The sequence below is a fragment of the Amycolatopsis sp. NPDC059027 genome (assembly GCF_042739735.1).
Classification (GTDB): domain Bacteria; phylum Actinomycetota; class Actinomycetes; order Mycobacteriales; family Pseudonocardiaceae; genus Amycolatopsis.
Map to the genome: position 1 here is coordinate 18,119 of NZ_JBHYIK010000036.1, position 20,436 is coordinate 38,554.

At 69.8% G+C, this 20,436-nt stretch carries 15 protein-coding genes; 9 read left to right on the forward strand and 6 right to left on the reverse strand.

What is annotated here, in order from left to right; all coding sequences use genetic code 11:
• Window positions 1-25: 25 nt before the first annotated feature.
• On the forward strand, window positions 26-1,513 hold the full coding sequence (locus tag ACFWY9_RS24495; protein WP_378340014.1) for an MFS transporter: 1,488 nt from the start codon (window positions 26-28) through the stop codon (window positions 1,511-1,513).
• Between the two features lie 313 nt (window positions 1,514-1,826).
• Here the strand turns inward: ACFWY9_RS24495 and ACFWY9_RS24500 are convergent, their stop codons facing one another.
• The 5 genes from ACFWY9_RS24500 to ACFWY9_RS24520 all read right to left on the reverse strand — a co-directional run bounded on the left by ACFWY9_RS24500 (window position 1,827) and on the right by ACFWY9_RS24520 (window position 6,652).
• Window positions 1,827-2,402, reverse strand: coding sequence for a DUF305 domain-containing protein (locus ACFWY9_RS24500; RefSeq protein WP_378326297.1), 576 nt, complete (start codon window positions 2,400-2,402; stop codon window positions 1,827-1,829).
• The gene (locus tag ACFWY9_RS24505) at window positions 2,387-3,136 is read right to left on the reverse strand and encodes a lytic polysaccharide monooxygenase (RefSeq protein ID WP_378340015.1); all 750 of its coding nucleotides are present in this window, start codon (window positions 3,134-3,136) and stop codon (window positions 2,387-2,389) included. Before ACFWY9_RS24505 ends, ACFWY9_RS24500 begins: the two co-directional genes overlap by 16 nt.
• Window positions 3,137-3,277: 141 nt before the next feature.
• On the reverse strand, window positions 3,278-3,979 hold the full coding sequence (locus tag ACFWY9_RS24510) for a dienelactone hydrolase family protein (RefSeq protein ID WP_378340016.1): 702 nt from the start codon (window positions 3,977-3,979) through the stop codon (window positions 3,278-3,280).
• 65 nt (window positions 3,980-4,044) lie between these two features.
• Entirely contained in the window at window positions 4,045-5,148 is a 1,104-nt protein-coding gene (locus ACFWY9_RS24515) for a globin domain-containing protein (RefSeq protein ID WP_378326294.1), read from the reverse strand.
• A 328-nt stretch (window positions 5,149-5,476) separates the two neighbouring features.
• The gene (locus tag ACFWY9_RS24520) at window positions 5,477-6,652 is read right to left on the reverse strand and encodes a globin domain-containing protein (protein ID WP_378326292.1); all 1,176 of its coding nucleotides are present in this window, start codon (window positions 6,650-6,652) and stop codon (window positions 5,477-5,479) included.
• 342 nt (window positions 6,653-6,994) lie between these two features.
• Between ACFWY9_RS24520 and ACFWY9_RS24525 the strand changes: the two genes are divergently transcribed.
• The 5 genes from ACFWY9_RS24525 (at window position 6,995) to ACFWY9_RS24545 (ending at window position 14,860) form a co-directional block, all read left to right on the forward strand.
• Window positions 6,995-7,501: a MarR family winged helix-turn-helix transcriptional regulator gene (locus ACFWY9_RS24525; protein ID WP_378326291.1), complete on the forward strand. Its 507-nt coding sequence runs from the start codon at window positions 6,995-6,997 to the stop codon at window positions 7,499-7,501.
• Between the two features lie 32 nt (window positions 7,502-7,533).
• Window positions 7,534-9,621, forward strand: a complete 2,088-nt coding sequence (locus tag ACFWY9_RS24530) for an MFS transporter (RefSeq protein ID WP_378326381.1) — start codon at window positions 7,534-7,536, stop codon at window positions 9,619-9,621.
• A gap of 115 nt (window positions 9,622-9,736) precedes the next feature.
• Window positions 9,737-10,924: an MFS transporter gene (locus ACFWY9_RS24535; protein ID WP_378326290.1), complete on the forward strand. Its 1,188-nt coding sequence runs from the start codon at window positions 9,737-9,739 to the stop codon at window positions 10,922-10,924.
• Between the two features lie 115 nt (window positions 10,925-11,039).
• Complete coding sequence (gene clpB, locus ACFWY9_RS24540) at window positions 11,040-13,634, forward strand: ATP-dependent chaperone ClpB (protein WP_378326289.1); 2,595 nt, start codon at window positions 11,040-11,042, stop codon at window positions 13,632-13,634.
• A gap of 419 nt (window positions 13,635-14,053) precedes the next feature.
• The gene (locus tag ACFWY9_RS24545) at window positions 14,054-14,860 is read left to right on the forward strand and encodes a hypothetical protein (RefSeq protein ID WP_378326288.1); all 807 of its coding nucleotides are present in this window, start codon (window positions 14,054-14,056) and stop codon (window positions 14,858-14,860) included.
• Window positions 14,861-14,900: 40 nt separating this feature from the next.
• On the opposite strand, the gene ACFWY9_RS24550 is transcribed toward ACFWY9_RS24545, so the two are convergent.
• Window positions 14,901-16,082: a hypothetical protein gene (locus ACFWY9_RS24550; RefSeq protein WP_378340017.1), complete on the reverse strand. Its 1,182-nt coding sequence runs from the start codon at window positions 16,080-16,082 to the stop codon at window positions 14,901-14,903.
• 68 nt (window positions 16,083-16,150) lie between these two features.
• Between ACFWY9_RS24550 and ACFWY9_RS24555 the strand changes: the two genes are divergently transcribed.
• The 3 genes from ACFWY9_RS24555 to ACFWY9_RS24565 all read left to right on the forward strand — a co-directional run bounded on the left by ACFWY9_RS24555 (window position 16,151) and on the right by ACFWY9_RS24565 (window position 20,404).
• The gene (locus ACFWY9_RS24555; protein WP_378340018.1) at window positions 16,151-16,915 is read left to right on the forward strand and encodes an SDR family NAD(P)-dependent oxidoreductase; all 765 of its coding nucleotides are present in this window, start codon (window positions 16,151-16,153) and stop codon (window positions 16,913-16,915) included.
• A gap of 76 nt (window positions 16,916-16,991) precedes the next feature.
• Window positions 16,992-17,747 carry an ABC transporter ATP-binding protein gene (locus tag ACFWY9_RS24560; protein ID WP_378326285.1) on the forward strand — a complete coding sequence of 252 codons (756 nt, stop codon included), beginning with the start codon at window positions 16,992-16,994 and terminating at the stop codon, window positions 17,745-17,747.
• Complete coding sequence (locus tag ACFWY9_RS24565; RefSeq protein ID WP_378340019.1) at window positions 17,747-20,404, forward strand: ABC transporter permease; 2,658 nt, start codon at window positions 17,747-17,749, stop codon at window positions 20,402-20,404. The genes ACFWY9_RS24560 and ACFWY9_RS24565 overlap by 1 nt, the downstream gene beginning before the upstream one ends.
• Window positions 20,405-20,436: the final 32 nt, after the last annotated feature.

Consider the following 20,436-nt stretch of genomic DNA (forward strand, 5'->3'; position numbering starts at 1 on the left):
CTCCTTCACCTCGAAGGAGTGCGCAATGCGTCCCCCTGTTCATCGACAATCCCGCGCGACGCCGAGTACCCCTCGGTCGCTGGTCGAGGTTTGGCCTGCGCTGGCCGGGCTCTCGGCCGTGTTCCTGTTCGAGATGCTCGACAACTCGGTCCTCAATGTCGCGTTGCCGACCATCGGCCGTCAGCTCTCCGCCTCGACGACCACCCTGCAATGGGTGACCGGGGCGTATTCCGTGGTGTTCGGCGGGCTGATGCTGGCGTTCGGAGCGCTGGCCGACCGCGCCGGCCGCCGCAAGGTCATGCTCGTCGGCCTCGTGCTGCTCGGCGTGGCGAGCCTGGCCACGATGTTCGTCACCGTCGCGTGGCAGCTCATCGCCGTCCGGGTGCTCATGGGTGTCGCGGCCGCGATGACGACGCCGGGGTCACTCGCCCTCGCGTTCCGGCTGTTCACCGATGACAAGCTGCGCGTGCGCGCGACCACGCTGATCTCGACGGTGGGCCTGGTCGGTCTCGCTGTCGGCCCCACCGTCGGCGGTTTCGTGCTCACCTTCGCGCCGTGGCAGGTCCTGCTGCTGGCGAACGCGCCGGTCGCCGCGCTCGCGTTCATCGGCATTCGCGTCGGTATCCCCGCCGATGACCCCGCCGACCTGCACCGTGATCCGATCGACGTCGCGGGCGCTGTCCTGGGTACCGCGACGATCGTCCTCGCGCTTCTCGCCCCCACGTTCTTCGTCGAAGCAGGCGCCGCCTCGGCGCTGCCCTGGGTCGCCACCGCGGCGGCCCTCGTCGTCGGGACCTGCTTCGTCATCCGCGAGAAGACCGCCCGGCACCCCTTGCTCGACCTGAAGCTCGTCGCGCGCCCGCTCGTGTCCAGTGGTCTGGCGCTCAAGGCGGCGGCGGGACTGGCCACGGCCGGGCTCAGTTACCTCGTGACACTGCAGCTTCAGCTCGATCTGGGCTGGACACCCGCCCAAGCGGCCATCGGGATGCTGCCCCAGGTCGTCGTCCTGATCGCCGGGGGTGCGCTCATCAGTCCCCTGATCACCCGCGTCGGGCTCACCAAGGCCGCCTGGCTCAGCGCCGTCGCGGTCGTGTGCGGACTCGCCGTCTACACGGCACTCGGCAGGCTCGGCTACGTCTGGATCGCCGCCGCACTCGTCCTCGTCGCGGCGGGTATGCGCGTGGTCGGTGTCGTGGCGGGCAACAACGTGATGCGTGGCCTGCCGGAGAACCGCACCACCATCGGAGCCGCGCTCATCGATACCGCCAGCGAGGTCACCACCGGGATCGGCATCGCCCTCAGCGGCACCATTCTGGCGGCGATCTTCCCCGGCGCGCTGACGAAGGCCGTTTGGAGCGCCCAGCAGACCGTCGACTTCGGGGACGCGATCACCTACGCGGGTCTCGCGCTCACCCTGTTGTCCGCGACTCTCGTGGGATGGGGCATCGTCCGCGGTCCTCGTGCCGAGAGCGACGTGCCCGCATCGTCCACTCCCGACGCGACAGACGCTTAGAGCGGCCCTTGAGGCGGTCCTGATGCCCTCGATGACGCGTACGACCGCGGCGTCTTCGGGCATCGCCTCCGCACGAACGGACCGTTCGTGCGCCTCGAAGTCCGCGAATGCCACATTGAGGGAATCAGAGTCCCTCAATGTGGCCTCCACGGACACGATTCCCGTGCCGCGCCGTTTCCACGGGAACCGTCCGTTGTGGACAACTAGTGCCCTGCGCTGTCGAAGTCGGGGTTTTGTCGGTTCCGGGCGATAGAATGGTGCAGGGACGTCCCCCAGGGCGGGTGGGGGGTGCCTTGGTGGTGGGGCAGGGGCGTCAGGTGGTGTAGCCGAGGAGCTGCTTGATCTCGGCGGTGCGGGATTCGACGATGCGGTGGGCCAGATCGCGGGCGGCGGGGTTCTTGCCGGTCGAGGTTTCGGTCTGGGCCATTTCGACGGCGTTGTGCTGGTGCCCGGCGAGGATGTCGAGGAATCGGCGCTCGAAGTCCTTGCCGGGAGCGGACTTCAGTGCGCCGACCAGATCGGGGTCGGTCATCCGCATGCCACCGTGCGCCGCGTGCGCGCCCGCGTCGGCCGTGGCGGGCTGGCCCCAGTCACGCAACCAGCCCTTCATGCCCTCGGCCTCGGACCGTTGCGTCGTCTCGATCGCCGCGGCGAGTTCGGCGACCGCCGGGCGCACCGGATGGTCACGCGCCAGCCGGACGATCTCCACGCCCTGCTCGTGATGCGGGATCATCATCTGCAGGAACATCACGTCGGCGGCGTTGAACTCCGGCGCGCTCGACGGCGTGCGTACCGGTGGTGGGGCCGCCGCGCCCCCGGAACATCCGGTGAGCACCAGAAGCGCGACAGCCAAACCCAGGAAGAGCCGGAACCTCACAGTTTCTGCCACAGCGCGGGCGTGCTCGACGGTTCCCAGCCGGGCAGCGCGGTGTGGGCCTGGAGGCATTTGTACGTCGCGCCGTTGTAGGTCACTTCGGCGCCCGGCTGATACGCCGTGCCCGCGGTCCACGTGCCACCGGTGGGTGGCGTCGTGGGCGTCGTGCTCGGAGGGGTGGTCGGGGGTGTCGTCGGCGGAGTGGTGGGCGGAGTCGTCGGGCCGCCACCGCCGATCTGCAGGTCGACGCACGCGTAGAAGGCATTGGCCGTGTCGGCGATGTTCCAGATGGCGAGCAGCTTCTGCCTGCCGGTGAACGAGCCCATGCTCACGGTGTGCTGCACGGTCGCGCCCGGCTGCCTGCCGTGGTCGTCGAACACCGCGAGCCGCGTGCCGCCGATGTAGTACTCCCAGGTGCTGGTCGCGTGCCGCGCGGTCAGGACCCAGTTGAACGACACCGAGTTGCCGACCGACGTCGACGGCCACGGCTTGGATTCGTCGTCGAGTTCGGAGAAACGGCCGACACCGCCGCTGCAACTGCGCAGGCCCTTCGGCCCTTCGACGCTTTGGGGCTCGTAGATGATGTCGCCGCAGTTCGGCACCTTGCCCTGTGCGCACATCGCCTGCCTGCTCGGCGGCGAGGAGACGTAGCCGTGCGCGCTGGCGATGGTCGCCGGCAGGGCCACCACGATGAGCGGGGCGAGTGCGGCACCGGCCGCGGCCGCCCCGAGTTTGTGCTTCCACGTCATATCGGCTCCTCGAACAGCTCTGTTCCAGAGGGCGAAGCGTTTCCGTCTCTTGGCGGAAGACGTGGTCTAGACCATAGAAGTAAACGCATACAGTGGTCAACGAAGAGCCACTGAACGGCCGTTCGCGCAGGTCCGAACGGCTCACTCCGTTCGGACGAGGTGCTCGTCGAAGAACGCGGTCACCCGGCGCCACGCGTCTTCACTGGACGCCTCGTGGTAGCCGAACCCGGCCACCTTGATCAAGGCGTTGAGCGGGCCGAGCCGGAACTGGTTCGCGAAGCTGTGCCCGGCTTCGGGATATTCCTTGACGTCGTGGGGAATCCCGGCTTCGGCCAGTTTTACTTCGAGCTTGGCGGCGGCGCCGCGCAGGCTGACGTCCTTCTTGCCGAAACTCGCGACGACCGGGCAGGCGCCGTCCAGGACGGAGAGGTCCTTCGGCAGCATTCCGTAATAGGGTGCCGACGCGTCGAATTCCCGGGTCGCCGCGATCAACGCGAATCCGCCGCCCATGCAGAACCCCACGACACCGACCTTGCCGGTGCAATCCTCCCGCGCGGCGAGCAGTTGACGCGAGGCTTCGATATCGTCGAAAGCGCGTCCTTGCTGCGCGAAAAGATTTTGGAAAACGCCTTTCACGCAGCGGACGAGCCCGCCGCGCGAGTACATGTTCGGGCTCAGCGCGAGATAGCCCTCCGCGGCGAACCGATCGGTGATGTTCCTGGCGTCCTGCGAAAGGCCCGTCACGTCGTGGATGATCACGACGGCCGGATGCGGGTCGTCGCCTTTCGGCTCGGCGAGGTAACCGTCGATGGGGCCGCCCGGTGCGGGGACGCTGATCTCCATGTCGCGACCTTAGGCCGAAACCGCCGGTTTCGCCATACCCACGGTATCCGGAATGCGCGGACACTTCAGTCCAGCGTGAACGGGTCGTAGGAGATCCGCTCCAGCTCGGTGCCCGTCGCCAGCAACTGGGCGATCGTGGCGCGGATCATCGGCGGCGATCCGGACACCAGGATGTCGTGGGTGTTCCACGCACCGCGCTGAGTCACCGCGGTGGCCAGCGATCCCCGATCGCCACCGGGCACCGCGCCCTCTTCGGTCACCGGGGTGATGGTCAGCCACCTTGCCGTCGCGGCCAGCTTGCGCAGATCACCCAGCGCGTAGAGGTCTCCTGGTCTTCGACCGCCGAAGAACAGGTGGACGCGCGGGTTGTGCTTCCAGCAGGACAGATCGTCGAGAATGGACAGCAGCGGCGTGATCCCGGTGCCGCCGCCGATCATCAGCAGCGGTCGCGGCCGGGCGGACGGCTGGACCGACAGCGAGCCCATCGAGGGTCCGATCCGCCACACCTCGCCGGGCCGGGTGTGGTGCACGATCGCGCGGCTCACCCAGCCGCCGGGGACGGCGCGGACGTGGAACGTCAGGATGCCGTCGTTGCGCGGGGCCGTGGCCGGGGAGAGGTAACGCCACAACCGCGGCCGGTGCGGGGTTTCGACGCTCACATAGCCGCCAGGATGGTACGGCAGCGGCTCGGCGGTCCGCAGCCGTACCAGCGCGACGTCGCGGGTGAGCCTGCGGTGTTCGACCACCGTCGCGGACCACCACGACGGTCCGGCTTCGGCCGCCGCGGCCTCCCGCATGGTCTTCGCGATCAGTCCGTACGCCGTGGTCCATGCGGCCTCGATCTCGGCGGTCCAGCGGTCTTTGAGAAAGCGTTTCAACGCCGCGACGAGCGCGGTCCCGACGGCGTCGTAGTGACGTTCCAGCACGTCGAACTTGCGGTGGTCGCGGCCCAGCTGGCGCAGGAAGGTGACCAGCTCGTCCGGCCGGTCGACCATCTGGACGATGTAGACCAAGGCCCGCAGCAGTCTGTCGCGCTGGACGGTCATGGTGATCGGGAACAGCGCCCGGGTTTCCGGCGCGATCGTGAACAGCACGCCGTAGAAGTACCGCGCGACTTCGTCGGCTTTCGGCTCGACCGCGGCGAAACTGTCGCGGACGAGTCTTGCCATCCGCTGGCTTTCGGCTGCCGGAACCGGTGGCAGAGGTGTTCGGGCATACGTCATCGGCTCAATCATCGGGAATGGGTATCTCCAGTTCTGACAGGCATTCCTGCGATCCAACGCATCGCATCCGCGGTGCCCGCCCCCGAGCTTTCCCGACCCTATGCCCATTCCCCGGAAAAGACGCGGAATTGGCGTACTTCCGCTCGAACGGAGCAATTTCGACACGCCTCGTCAACCCCGAATGTCGCTGAGTGAAAACGATCTTTCGAGGTTTTTTGTTGGCACGACAGGGTTTTCACCGGGTAAGAACCGGCGAATTGCGTGCGGTGCCGGCTCAGTCGATGGTGAACGGGTCGTACTGGATCTGGTCCAGCGCGCTCCCGGCGACGAGCATCCGCGACACGGTCGCGCGGATCATCGCCGGTGACCCCGCGACCAGGATGTCGTGGCCCTCCCACGCGCCGTAGCGGGTGACGGCCTCGGCGAGCGTGCCCTGCTCGCAGCCCGGCGCGTCGTCACCGCGTTCGACCACCGGCGTGATGGTCAGCCACGGATTGGTCGAGGAGAGCGCGCGAAGCTCGTCGAGGTCGTAGAGGGAGTCGCGGGTCGGGCCGCCGTAGAACAGCCGCACCTTCGGGTTCTCGCCCCACAGCGCGAGGTGGTCGAGAATGGACCGCAGCGGCGCGACGCCGGTACCGCCCGCGACCATCACGACGGGGCGCCCGCTTTCCCTGTCGATCGCGAGCCTGCCCAGCGGCGGCCCGAGCCGCCAGACGTCCCCGGGCTGCGTGTGGCTGACGATCGTGCGGGAGACCCAGCCGCCGTCGACGGCGCGGACGTGGAACTCGATGCCGCCGTCCTCACGCGGCGCGTTCGCCGGGGACAGGTAGCGCCACAGCCGCGGCCGCTGCGGCACCTCGACGCTCATGTACTGCCCTGGCAGATACGGCACCGGGTGCTCGGGCATGACCCGCACCAGTGCGAGGTCCCAGGTGAGCCGCCGGTGTTCGAGCACGGTGGCCTGCCACGACGCCGGGTTCGCGTCGGCCGCGGCCGCCTCCTGCATCGCGCGCGCGACGATGGTGAACGCCTCGGCCCAGGCGCGCTCGACCTCCGGGGTCCACTCCGGACCGAGATGGTTCTTGAGCGAAGCGAGCAGCGCGGTGCCGACCGCTTCGTAGTGGCGCGGCACGACGCCGAACTTGCGATGGTCCCGGCCGAGCTGCCGCAGGAACGGCACGAGGTCGTCCGGCCGGTCCACCATCTGCACGATGTGCACCAGCGCGCGCACCAGCCTGCCGCGCTGTACCTCCATGTTGATCGGGAAGAAGTCGCGGGTGGCGGGCGCCAGCGTGAAGAGCATCCCGTAGAAGAACTGCGAGATCTCCGGGATGAACGGTTCGGACTTCTCCCAGGTGACCCGGATGAGCCGCACCATGGCGGTGACGGCGGGCGGGGCCTCCCGGGGGGTGGAGGAGCGTGGGAGCGGGCTGACCGAATCGGCTGTCATGGGCAGGTATTCGCTGGTCGGGAGTGCGGGCGAGCAGGGTGGCGACTATTCACGAACTGCCCGAGGGTGAAGACGGCAATTCTCGCCGTACTGGAACGCCAGGGGGCCTCCGGAGGAATCGACCACTACTCCACCTCTTCGATTGAACCGGGCCACACCGATCGCGGTTCGTGGCTCGTCCGCAGAGTAGCCGCCAAGCGGCTCTTTGCCTGCATCGTTGCTCCGGACGGGTGTATCGCCGGGACACGGACGTGGGGCAGCTCACCGGGTCGATAGTTGTGCTACGCAACCTTCTGGAGATATAGTTGTATGGCGCAACCAAGTGAGGGTAGGGAGACTCCGATGGGCAGCACGACCGAGGGTGAGGACGTCCGGCTGGAGCTGGTGCGCGAGCTCAGGGCCGCCGCCCTGATCCAGCACGCCTGGATCATCCAGGCCTGGAAGACTCAGCCCGACCTGCACCCCGCCGCCGTCATGCTCCTCTCGGACCTCGCGAAGTCCGGCGAGGCGCGGCCGTCCGAACTGGCGAAGCGCCGGTTCGTCGACCTCTCGGTGATCAGCAGGCAGGTCGCGCAGCTGCGCGAGGCCGGGCTGATCGACCGGCGTCCCGCCCCCGACGACGGCCGCGCGACGCTCATCAGCGTCTCCGAACGCGGTCACGCGGAGCTGGGGCGCTGGCGGGCCACCTATCTCGAATTCATGAAGAACGCGCTGGACGAGTGGGACGAGGAGCGGATCACCACCCTCACCACCGGCCTGGCGGAGCTGAACGACGCCCTGCGGACGACGCTCGGTGCTCCCGGAGGCTGTTTCGCCGCGGCGGACAAGGAGAAAGTGAGCAAGGAGTGAGCACGATCGATTCGCAGGCCGGTGGGCAGGAGATGTCCCACCGGCAGATCATGAAGGCTTTTTCCGGACTGCTGCTGGCTTTGCTGGTGGCGATGTTGTCGTCGACGATCGTGTCCAACGCGCTGCCGACGATCCTCGCCGACCTGCACGGCACGCAGGGCGAGTACACGTGGGTCGTCACCGCGATGCTGCTCACCTCGACCGCGACGACGCCGATCTGGGGCAAACTCGCCGACCTCTTCAGCAAGAAGCTGCTCTACCAGCTGGCGATCGCGATCTTCACGATCGGTTCGGTCCTCGGCGGCATCGCGCAGTCGATGCCGGAGCTGATCGCCTACCGGGCACTGCAGGGCATCGGGCTCGGCGGCCTCCAGGCGCTGGTCCAGATCGTCATCGCCGCGATGATCCCGCCGCGGGAACGCGGCCGCTACTCCGGTTACATCGGCGCGGTGATCGCCGTCGCGACCGTCGCCGGCCCGCTGGTCGGCGGCCTGATCGTCGACTCGCCGCTCGGCTGGCGCTGGTGTTTCTGGGTCTGCGTGCCGATCGCGGTGATCGCGTTCGTCGTGCTCGGCAGGACGCTGCGGCTGCCGGTGGTCAAGCGCGAGGTCAAGATCGACTGGTTCGGTGCGACCCTGCTCGTCGGCGGCGTCGCCCTGCTGCTGGTGTGGATCTCCTTGGCGGGCAAGAACTTCGCCTGGGTTTCGTGGTCGACGCTGGCCTATGTCGGCGGCGCGGTGCTCGCGCTGGGGCTGGCGGTGTTCGCCGAGACGCGGGCCGCCGAGCCGGTGGTACCGCTGCGGCTCTTCCGGAACCGGACGTTCACCCTCGCCGTGCTGGGTTCGCTCGCGGTCGGCACCGGGATGTTCGGCGCCTCGGTGTTCCTCGGCCAGTACTACCAGCTCGCGCGCGGTTTCACGCCGACGCACGCCGGCCTGATGACCATGCCGATGCTGCTCGGGCTCGCGGTGTCCTCGACGGTCGCGGGCCAGATCATCTCCCGCACCGGCCGGACGAAGCAGTTCATGGTGCCGGGCGCGGTCCTGCTCGTCGCCGGGCTGTTCCTGCTCTCCACGATCGACCACGCCACGAACCTGACGCTCATGGGCGGCTACCTCGCGCTGGTCGGCGTCGGTGTCGGGCTGCTCATGCAGAACCTGGTGCTGGTCGTGCAGAACGGCGTCGGGATGAAGGACATGGGCTCGGCCTCGTCGGTGGTCACGTTCTTCCGCTCGCTCGGCGGGGCGGCCGGGGTGTCCGCGCTCGGTGCGGTGCTCACCTCGCACGTCTCCACGAGCATCGCGGAGTCGCTGGCGAAACTCGGTGTCCCGGCGGGGGCGGCCAAGGGCGGGGGCACGCTCGACATCAAGTCGCTGTCCGGGCCGATGCAGACGATCGTGCACACCGCGTACGGCGACGCGATCGGCAAGGTCTTCCTCATCGCCGGCTGTATCGCGGTGGTCACGCTCGTCGCCGTGCTGCTGATGAAGGAGGTCCCGCTGCGCCGGTCGCTGGACGTCGAGACGGTGGTCGTCGACGAGGTTGTCGAGCGGACACCGCTGGGGACGTCCGTCTCGATTTCGGTTTCGCACCTGCACGGCAGGGTGTTCGGGACGAACGGACGGCCGGTGGAGGGCGTCGTCCTCACTCTCACCGACGCGTCCGGACGGCAGGTCGACCTCGGGCACACCGGTCCCGGCGGCGAGTACCGGCTGACCGCGCCGGGCCCCGGTGATCACGTGCTGCTCGCGACCTCGGACGCGATCCGGCCGCAGGTTTCGACCGTGCGGCTCGACGAGATCCCGCTGCGGCACGACTTCCTGCTGGAACGCACCGGCGGTCTCGGCGGCAGGGTCCGCACCGCGGGCAGGCACGCGGCGGTCGCGGGCGCGGTGGTGACCGTGACGGATGGTCAGGGCACGGTCGTCGACTCCACGCACGCGGGCGGCGACGGCTGGTACGGGATTTCGGGTCTCACGCCGGGGGCGTACACGCTCACGGTGGCCGCGCCGGGGCACCAGCCGCTCGCCGGGGCGTTCACCGTCGGGGCCGGAAGCCGGACCCGATACGACGTCGAACTGGCACCGGTCCCGCGTGTCGGAGCACGCCGCGCGGGCTGAACACGAAAGGGATTCCCGGTAGCACGCGAAGTGCTACCGGGAGTGTCATTTACGCTGGAAAAAGGCGGCTTTCGGACCTGCCTCCGCACCGTTTTCCGGCAGTAGCGTTTGGCGCGTGACAGGTGTCCGGGCGGCGCTGCTGTGCGCGCTGGGTATCGACAATTTCGGCTCGGGACTATTCCTTCCCCTGGCGCTCGTCTACGTGACGCGGGTGGTCGAACTGCCGCTCGCGGTGGCCGGGACGGCCGTCACGGCGGGCACCCTCGCCGGCCTTCTCGTACCGCCGGTCGCCGGGCGGCTCGTCGATCGGATCGGGCCACGCTCGGTGGTCGTCGGCGCTCAGCTCGTCCAGGCCGCGGGGCTGCTGTGCTACCTGCTGGCCGGCGGCTTCGGCATGGTCGTGCTCGCCGCGGTGCTCCTCACGACAGGTCAGCAGCTGTTCTACAGCTCGCTGTACGCGCTGATCGCGCAGGTCGCCGGGGACGTGCCGAAGGACCGGCCGTTCGCAGAGGCCGGGATGGTGCGGGCGGGCGCGTTCGGCCTTGGCGGGGTGGCCGCCGCCGTCCTGCTCACCGGCATCGAGCAGGACGGCTACCGGATCGTGGTCGCCGCCGACGCCGTCAGTTTCGGTGTCGCGGCGCTGATCCTGGCGGTGTTCGTGCGCACGGTGCCGCCGCGGCGCACCCGGCGGCGGATGTCCGCGCGGGTCTGCCGGAACCGGCCCTACCTGGCGTTGATCGTGTTCAGCGGACTGTTCGGGCTGTCGCTGGACTTCTTCCTCGTGGGCACCCCGGTGTTCGTGCTCGAGCAGCTGCGCGGACCGGTCTGGCTGCCCGGCGCCATCCTGGCCCTGCTGACCGTGTTGACCAGCGTCGGCGGGACGTACGCGCTGCGCCTGACCCGCTGCCTGAGCCGGATCGCCGCGATGCGGCTCGGTTCGGCGTTGTTCGCTGCGTGGTGCGTTGTCAGTCTCGGCGTGCTGCTCCTGCCCTCAGGCTGGGAGGTGCCGTACCTGCTGGCGGCGACGCTGGTGTTCGCGGCGGGCGATCTCGTGTTCGGCCCGCGCTCCGGGGCACTGGCCGAGGCCGCGGCGCCACCCGAGGCCAAGGGCCGCTACCTGGCCGCTTTCCAATACGCGTTCACCGTCGCCCAGGTGCTGGCCCCGGCCATCGTCGCGCTCTTCGCCGTCGCCGTGTGGTTACCCTGGGTGCTGGTCGGGATCTGCGCCTGCCTCGCCGTCGCCGGGCTCGGCAGGCTCGGCCCCCGGTTGCCCGCGCACGCCGTACAACCAATTCAGAGTTGAGCGGAACAGACTCAAGTTTCCTGACGTTATACCTGTCGAGAGGCATCGCGATCTGCGGTGACCAGGACTTTTGACCAGACTACGCACGAAGCAGTACCCGAGCACGAGGTGAGGGATGGACGCTTTCAACCCGACCACGAAGACCCAGCAGGCGATTTCCTCCGCGGCGCAGGCGGCCACGATGGCAGGCAACCCGCACGTTGCGGCGGCACACCTGCTCGGCGCCCTGCTGGCGCAGGGTGAGGGGCTCACCGCGCCGCTGCTGACCGCGGTCGGGGCCGACCCGGAGCAGGTGCACAAGGAGCTCGAACCGATCATCGGCGCGTTGCCCTCGGCGACCGGGGCGACGGTGTCGACCCCGCAGTTCGACGCGCCCGCCGTCAAGTCGCTTTCCCGCGCGCAGCAGCTCGCGACCGAACTCGGCGACGAGTACGTCTCGACCGAGCACCTGCTCGTCGGGCTGGCCACCGAGGGTGCGCAGGTCGCCGACCTGCTGCGCCGCCACGGCGCGACGCCGGACGCGCTGCGCGAGGCGTTCGCCAAGGTCCGCGGTTCCGCGCGGATCACCAGCCCGGACCCGGAAGGCACGTTCAAGGCGCTGGAGAAGTACGGCGTCGACCTGACCGCTCGGGCCCGTGCGGGCGAACTCGACCCGGTGATCGGCCGGGACACCGAGATCCGCCGCGTCGTGCAGGTGCTTTCGCGGCGTACCAAGAACAACCCGGTGCTGATCGGCGAGCCGGGCGTCGGCAAGACGGCCATCGTCGAAGGGCTCGCGCAGCGCATCGTCGCCGGTGACGTGCCGGAGTCGTTGCGTGGCAAGCGGGTCGTGGCGCTGGACCTCGGTTCGATGGTCGCCGGCGCGAAGTACCGCGGGGAGTTCGAGGAGCGGCTCAAGGCCGTGCTCAAGGAGATCACCGACTCCGCGGGCGAGGTCATCACGTTCATCGACGAGCTGCACACCATCGTCGGCGCCGGGGCGACCGGCGAGGGTGCGATGGACGCCGGGAACATGATCAAGCCGATGCTCGCACGCGGCGAGCTGCGGATGGTCGGCGCGACCACACTGGACGAATACCGCGAGCACATCGAGAAGGACCCCGCGCTGGAGCGGCGGTTCCAGCAGGTGCTCGTCGGCGAGCCGTCGGTCGAGGACACCATCGGCATCCTGCGTGGCCTCAAGGAGCGGTACGAGGTGCACCACGGTGTCCGGATCACCGACGCCGCGCTGGTGTCGGCCGCGGCGCTGTCCGACCGCTACATCACCGCGCGGTTCCTGCCGGACAAGGCGATCGACCTCGTGGACGAGGCGGCGTCGAAGCTGCGCATGGAGATCGACTCGCGGCCGGTGGAGATCGACGAGGTCGAGCGCGCCGTGCGGCGGATGGAGATCGAGGAGATGGCACTGTCCAAAGAGGACGATGCCGCCTCCCGTGAGCGGCTCGCCGCATTGCGTGCCGAACTGGCCGAGAAGCGCGAAACGCTGACGGCGCTGACCGCGCGCTGGCAGAACGAGAAGGGCTCGATCGAGAAGGTCCGCGAGCTGAAGGAGCAGCTGGAGCAGCTGCGCGGCGAGTCGGAACGGGCCGAGCGCGACGGTGACCTCGGCAAGGCCGCCGAGCTGCGGTACGGCCGGATTCCCGTGCTGGAGAAGGAGTTCGAGGCCGCGACGGCCGCGAGCGAGGTCAGTCAGCAGAACGTCATGCTTAAAGAGGAGGTCGGCGCGGACGACGTCGCCGATGTCGTCAGCGCGTGGACCGGCATCCCGGCCGGACGGCTGCTGGAGGGCGAGACGGGCAAGCTCCTGCGCATGGAAGAGGAGCTGGGCCACCGCGTGATCGGGCAGGAGGAGGCCGTGAAGGCGGTGTCGGACGCGGTACGCCGCGCCCGCGCCGGGGTCGCCGACCCCGACCGGCCGACCGGTTCGTTCCTGTTCCTCGGCCCGACCGGCGTCGGCAAGACCGAGCTGGCGAAGGCGCTGGCGGAGTTCCTGTTCGACGACGAGCGCGCGATGCTGCGGATCGACATGAGCGAGTACGCCGAGAAGCACTCGGTGGCCCGGCTCGTCGGCGCGCCGCCCGGGTACGTCGGCTACGACCAGGGCGGGCAGCTGACCGAGTCCGTCCGCCGCCGCCCGTACTCGGTGGTGCTGCTCGACGAGGTCGAGAAGGCGCACCCGGACGTGTTCGACGTGCTGCTGCAGGTACTCGACGACGGCAGGCTGACCGACGGCCAGGGCCGCACGGTGGACTTCCGCAACACGATCCTCGTGCTGACCTCGAACCTCGGCTCGCAGGCGATCGCCGACGCGTCGCTCGACGAGCGGCAGCGGCGGGATGCCGTGCTTTCGGTGGTGCAGCGGCAGTTCAAGCCGGAGTTCCTGAACCGGCTGGACGACATCGTCGTGTTCCACGCGCTCGGCACCGAGCAGCTGACGTCCATTGTGGACATCCAGATCGCTCGGCTGGCGTCGCGGCTGGCGCAGCGCCGGTTGCACCTGGAAGTCACCGACGGTGCCCGCGAATGGCTGGCGCTCAACGGTTTCGACCCGATCTACGGTGCCCGTCCGCTGCGGCGGCTGGTGCAGTCGGCGATCGGTGACCAGCTGGCCAGGAAGCTGCTCTCGGGCGAGATCCGGGACGGCGACACCGTGCGTGTCGACCTGCCGGACATGGAAGCCTCCGACGCGCTGACCGTCAGCAAGGTCTGACGCGCTCCGTCCGATTGGGCTGTGAAGGACTCCTTACCGGCGTCCAGCGCCGGTAAGGAGTCCTTCACGGATCCCGGCGCGGGTGCTGCACCGGAGGCATGTCGCGAAGGGGCCATTGTGGACGTTGAACGTCCTGAACGGGCCATTCGCGACCTCGGCACAAGCCGGACCGGGCCCAGCGGCGGCAGCGCATGTCCCCAACGGCGCGTTCGGGACGTTCACCCTCCCCTGCGCGTCGTTCTGGACACCAGGCGCTGACAGCGTTGTCACCGCCTCCCGCGAACGTCGCGTTTTCATCCGGATGGAGCAGTGCGTCTGGCGCTCCGGAACGGCGGCGGCGGGCGATTGGCTCGAAAGGGGCGGCGCGACACGGCGCGGGCGATCATCTCTCGCGGGTCGAGGGCGATACCCTGACCTTCGTGGGTATTCCTACGTGGATCTGGTTCGTCATCGCCGCCGTCGCGCTGGTGGCGGGTCTAGGGCTGCTCGCCGCCGACCGGGCGAAGGAGGGCTCCCGCAACCGGGAGCGGATGCGCTGGGCCCAGCTGCGCGGCTGGCAGTTCGTCGAGGAGGACGAGCGGTTGCCGCGGCAGTGGTCCGGCGGTGCGATCGGCTACTTCGGCGCGGACGCCGCGGTCAACGTCGTGGCAGGCTCGACCTTCACCTCCGACGGCCGCCGCCCGGTGTTCATCTTCGACATCGAGTCGGAGGGGCAGATCCCGGCGGTCGTGGTGGCGGTGCGCTGCAACAAGGTCCACCGGATCCCGATCGAGATGTGGCTGTCCAGCGTGCCGTTCCAGCGCGCCGACATGCCCGAGATGCTCGGCCCGATCGGCCAGCGCTACGCGTTCGCCGACGACGCCGAGGGCGCCCGCCAGGTCATCACCCAGGATCTCGTCGACGCCGCGGACCAGCTCGGCGGCGACGTCGGCGTGGCGTGGCTGGAGAACGAGTGGGTGCTCGCCAGCGTCGTGCCGAACGCGGGCCCGTCGCGGCTGGAGCGGCTGCTGCGTGACCTCGGGGAGATCGCCGACATCGTCGACCCGTTCGACGAGGAGGCCTACGACAGCTCCGGCGGCCGTCACTGGCAGCCCGGCGACACCGGCCAGCAGCCTGCCGTGCCCGCGCAGCCGCAGCAGCAGACCCCGGCGCCGGTCCCCCCGGCGGCGACCCGGCAGTTCCAGACCCCCGAACCGCGCTCGCCGGAGGACCGCCCCGGCTCCTGACGGGGCCCGACGATCGGGGCGCTTGCCTCAGCGGAGCGGGCTACAGCGTCAGTGCGGGTGGCGAGAGGTCGACAGGCGGCTGATCGGCGACGCCGGCGCTCAGCGACTGGACCCGTGTCGCGTGCGGCTGGTCCGGCAGGACGCCGCGCACCGACGTCGTCGTCCCGCCCTGCACCCGCATGACGTGTTCGATGCCGAGGTCGCCGCTGATCGAGTCGGTCAGGTCACCGTCGACGCGAGGCGGGGTCTCGTCGGTCGAGGCCCGGTTGGCGAGATTCGCCGCCTGGGTGGTGCCGACGTTGCCCGACACCGACCCGGCGTGACCGCCGAGCACGTGTGCCTGCTCATAGGTGCCGTTGGTGATCCCGGCGAGGCGCTGCGACAGCGTGCCGGACTTCGCGGCGGTGAGCGTGCCGCTGAACTGGCCGCGTCCATGTTGCGCCGACGTCGTGCCGAACGCCGCGACCTCGCCGAAATCGACGGCCTGCCCGGAGGAACGGGCGCCGTCGAGACTGCCGCCGAGGTCGCCGGCGAACCGGCCTTCACCGGAAGGGCCCGTGTCGAGCGTGGCCGAACGGGCGAGGCCGGAGTCGAGCCGCTCGGCGTTTTCTGTCAGCAGATCGGTTCTTTCCGGGAACCAGACGCCATGGCGGCTGGATTCCCCGGCGCCCAACAGACGCCGTTCCTCTTCGTGCGTGCGCGCGGCACCGGCGGTGGAGTCGACCGAAAGGGCGCGCGTTTCCGTCCGGCGCAGCCATTGGTCGTTTCCCGCCGACGCCACCAGTTTCCCGAGCCGCGCCATGTGGACCTGGCTCTGCCGGGCGCCTTGGCTGTCGTCGGTCGTCCGCGACGTGCCGGGCGCGCCGCGGGGGTCGGTGACGGTCGTGTCGCGGTCTTCGTGACTGCCGCCCGCGGCGTGCCGGAGGTCCGAGACGACGCTCGCGGCGCCGACCTGCTTGCGGTACACGTCATGGCGGACGACGTCGACCGAGCCGTGGGACGCCGAAGTCCCGGCGTCGGAGTTCGACGTCAGGTCGCGGGTGATGCTGCTGTCGTGCTGGTGATCCAGCGGGAGCGGCAGGAGATCGAGGGGAAGGGTGGCGGCTTCGGCGGGGGCGATGAGCGCGGTGGTGGCAGGGGCTGCGAACAGGAGAGCGAGTGGTGCGGCACCGGCAGCGACCTTGGGCAGATAGGGCGCTTTCCGCTTGGTGTGCTTACCCATGCGCGGACCATACGACGCCACGCCGATGACCGCACCTTATGGCCTGACCTGGGGGTATGTTCACCCACATGACCACCACCGCCGTGATCACCGGAGCCACCGCGGGCATCGGCGCGCAGTTCGCGCGCACGCTCGCCGCCGAGAAGTACGACCTGGTGCTCGTCGCCCGCGACGCCGAGCGCCTCGCCGCGTTCGCCGGAGAAATCACCGAGCGCCACGGCGTCAACGTCGAGGTCCTGCCCGCTGATCTGTCCGAAGTGGACGGACGAGCGAAGGTCGAGGAGCGGCTGACGAGGCCGGTCGACCTGCTCGTCAACAATGCGGGATTCGGGCTCAACGGGGATTTCTGGACCATTCCGCCGGACGCGCTGCAACGCCAGCTCGACGTCAACGTCACCGCCGTGCTCAGGCTGACCAGGGCCGTGCTGCCCGGGATGATCGAGCGCGGTCGCGGAGATGTGATCAACGTCAGCAGTGTCGCGGGGTTCTTCAGTGGCCGCGGCTCGACGTACACCGCGAGCAAGAACTGGGTCACGTCCTTCACCGAGGGCATCGCGGCGTCGTTGCCGCCCGGGGTACGGATGATCGCGTTGTGCCCCGGCTTCACGAACACCGAGTTCCACGAGCGTGCCGGGATCGACAAGCCGGGGCCGAAAGCCTTCTGGCTCGACGTCGAGCAGGTCGTCACGGAGGCACTCGCCGATCTGCGCCGTGGCAAGGTGATTTCGGTGCCGAGCCTGCAGTACAAGGCCCTCGTCGCGATCGGCGGGCTGCTCCCGCGCGCGGTGCTGCGCCGGGTCAGCGGCGGCTTCGGCGGCAAGGGACGCACCTGAGGTAGGGCCGTCCCTACCTCGCGAAGGCGCGCTGGCACCAGGGTCAAACCCCACCGCGCTGTCTAGCGTTTCCGCCATGAGAACTGGGTGGAACGGGACGGGCGACGCGGTGCGGCTGGAGGCCGTCCGCAAGGACTACGGAAACGGCGTCGTCGCGCTCGGCGGGGTCAGCCTCGCCTTCCCGCGTGGTGAATTCACCGCGGTCATGGGGCCGTCGGGATCGGGCAAGAGCACGTTCCTGCACTGCGCCGCCGGGCTCGACCGGCCGACCTCCGGCACGGTCACGCTCGACGGCCAGGACCTCGGCGGGCTCGGCGAGACGCGGCTGACGAAGCTGCGCCGCGACCGCGTCGGGTTCATCTTCCAGGCGTTCAACCTGCTCCCGGCGCTCACGGTCGAGCAGAATGTCGTGCTGCCGCAACAACTCGCGGGCCGCCGCCCGGATCGCAGGCTGGTGAGCCACATTCTGGAGCGCGTCGGCCTCGCCGGACGGCGCCGCCATCTGCCCGGCCAGCTTTCCGGTGGTCAGCAGCAGCGGGTCGCGATCGCCCGCGCGCTCGTCACCGATCCGGCGGTGGTGTTCGCCGACGAGCCGACCGGCGCGCTCGACACCCGCACGGCCGCGGAAGTCCTCGCGCTGCTGAGGGAATCCGTTCGGGCCAGCGGCCAGACGGTGATCATGGTGACGCACGACCCGGTCGCCGCGTCCTATGCCGATCGCGTGATTTTCCTTGCGGACGGCCGGATCGCCGGTGAACTGCCGAGGCCGACCGCGGACGCCGTCGCCGAGCGCATGACGCACCTGGGTGCCTGGGCGGCGGTGGGTGCCTGATGCTGCGGCTCGCACTTCGCACGCTCCGCCTGCGCAAGGGTGGTTTCCTCGCGACGTTCGTCGCGGTGTTCTTCGGCGCGGTGCTGGTTTCCGCGTGTGCCGGGCTGATGGAGACCGGGATCCGCTCGGAGGCGCAGCCGCAACGTCTCGCGGGCGCGCCGATCGTCATCGGCGGGCAGCAGAGCATCGACATCGCCCGTGAGGACCCCGCCGAATACGACGCCACCAAAGGCAAGGACCTGAAGACCCGGACGGGCACGCTGCCCGAGCGCGTCCGGCTCGATGCCGGGCTCGTCGACCGCGTCCGATCCGTGCCCGGCGTGACCGACGCGGTCGCCGAGGTTTCCTTTCCTGTCACAGTCGCCAAGGCGGCCGATGTCCTTGGCCACGCTTGGAATTCCGCCACGCTCACGCCGTACGCGCTGACTTCCGGCACCGCGCCCGCACCCGGCGAGGTCGTCCTCGACGCCGGTCTGGCGCGCAACGCGGGACTGTCCATTGGGGACCGTATCGACGTCGCCGCGCACGGCAGTGCGAGCGGATACCGGGTCGCCGGGATAGCCGCGGCGCCGCGTGCGATGACGCAGTCCGCGTTGTTCTTCGCGTCTTCCGACGCCGAACGGCTTTCCGGACATCCCGGCCGTGTCGACGCGATCGGCGTGTTCGCGACCCGGGACGTCGATGCCGTGGCAGCGCGCGTCAACAACGTCGTCCGGAACGCGAACGCGGTGGTGCTGACCGGCGTCGACCGCGGGCAGATCGAGTTCCCCGAGGCGAACGCGAGCGGCGAGAAGCTGATCGTGCTCTCCGCGGTTACCGGCGGATTGTCGGTGACGGTCGCTATCTTCGTCGTCGCGAGCACGTTGGCGCTGTCCACCCAGCAGCGGCAGCGTGAACTCGCCCTGCTGCGTGCCATCGGTACGACACCGCGTCAGCTGCGGCGGATGGTGCTCGGCGAGGCGCTGGTCGTCGGGCTGCTGGCCACCGCGCTCGCCGCGGTGCTCGGCCCGCTCGTCGGCGGGCAGTTGTTCGAGCAGCTCGTGGCAAACGACGTCGTGCCGTCGGTGGTGGCGTTCCACCAGGGCTGGCTGCCCGCCGTCGTCGCGTCGGGCGCGGCGCTGCTGTCCGTGGTGCTCGCGTCGGTCGTCGCCGGGTATCGGGCGGGCCGGATCCGCCCGACCGAGGCGCTCGCCGAGTCCGCCGTGACTGTGCCGATCGTTACTAATCCGACCACAGTCACGGCCGAACGGCTTCGTAAGAACGGTTACGTGCGGCGCGGGGGGCGGCCTACTTTTGGCCGGATTAGTAACGCCCGCTGGGTCACGCCGACGCGCGTCATCCTCGGTGCGTTGTGCTTCGCGGGTGGCACCGCGCTGGCGATCGTCACCGTGGCCGTGATGAGCGGTCCGGTCGCGGCGAGCACGGCCGGTCCGGCGGTGATGTTGTGGGCGATCGGGGTCGCGACGATCAGCCCCGGCGTCACGAAGGTGACGGCCGCGCTGCTGCACGCGCCGGTGAAGCTGCTCAGCGGTATCAACGGCTGGATGGCGCTGCGCAACACCCGCGTCGGCGCGCTGCGCGTGTCCGGCGCGGTCACCCCGATCATGCTCGCGGTCGGCATCGCCACCGGGAACATCTACCTGCAGACCACGCAGGAAGCGGTGTCGAACCAGGCGTTCACCGAGGATCTGCGTGCCGACGCCGTCGTCAGCGGTCCCGGCGGCGTCGCGCCGGAGCTGGTGCGGCGCGTCCAGGATGTCCCTGGTGTGGCGGGCGCTTCGGAGTACGTGACGAGTTCGGTGTACGTCGAGAAGCCGTACGAATCCGGGCAGAACGACGAGGGCTGGCCGGTCGTTGGTCTGACCGCGAAGGGCGCCGTGCAGACCACCGCGACGCAGGTGACCGCGGGCGGTCTCGACGCGTTGTCGGGCAACACCGTCGCGGTGCCCGCGAAGCTCGCCGCGGACCTCGGCCGGGGCGTCGGCGACAGCATGACGTTGCGGCTGGGCGACGGCGCCCGCGCCGACGTCCGGATCGTGGCCCTGCTGACGCAGCGGCCGGGCTTCGAGAACTTCGTGCTGCCCGCGGAACTGGTCGCCCCGCACACGACCGCGGGCCTCGCGCCGCAGCTGCTCGTCCGCGCCGCCCCCGGTGTCGACACGGCCACACTGACCACGCGGGTGCGAGAGGCGACCACGGGTTTTCCGGTGCGGGTCGGCGACCGCGACGCGCTGATCGCCGCGCACACGAAGGGCAACGAGGTCGGCGCGTGGGTCAACTACCTGCTCGTCGGGATGATCATGGCCTACACCGTGATCTCCGTCGTGAACACGCTCGTGATGGCGACCATGCGGCGGCGCCGGGAGTTCGGCCTGCAGCGGCTGTCCGGGTTCACCCGGGCGCAGGTGCTGCGCATGGCGGGCATCGAGGGCGGGCTGACCGCGCTCATCGGGATCGTGCTCGGGACCGTCGTCGCGGCCGGGTCGATCGTGCCGTTCTGCCTGGTGGCGAGTGATTCGCTGCTGCCGTCCGGTCCGGTGTCGATCTACCTCGTGGTGATCGGGCTGGCCGCCGCGCTGGCGCTCGCCGCGACGTTCGTCCCGGCCTGGTTCGCCACGCGCGGCCGGCCGGCCGAGGCCACGGCCATCGGTGAGTGACGGCGGGGCCACGCTCCGGCGTGTGTAAGACT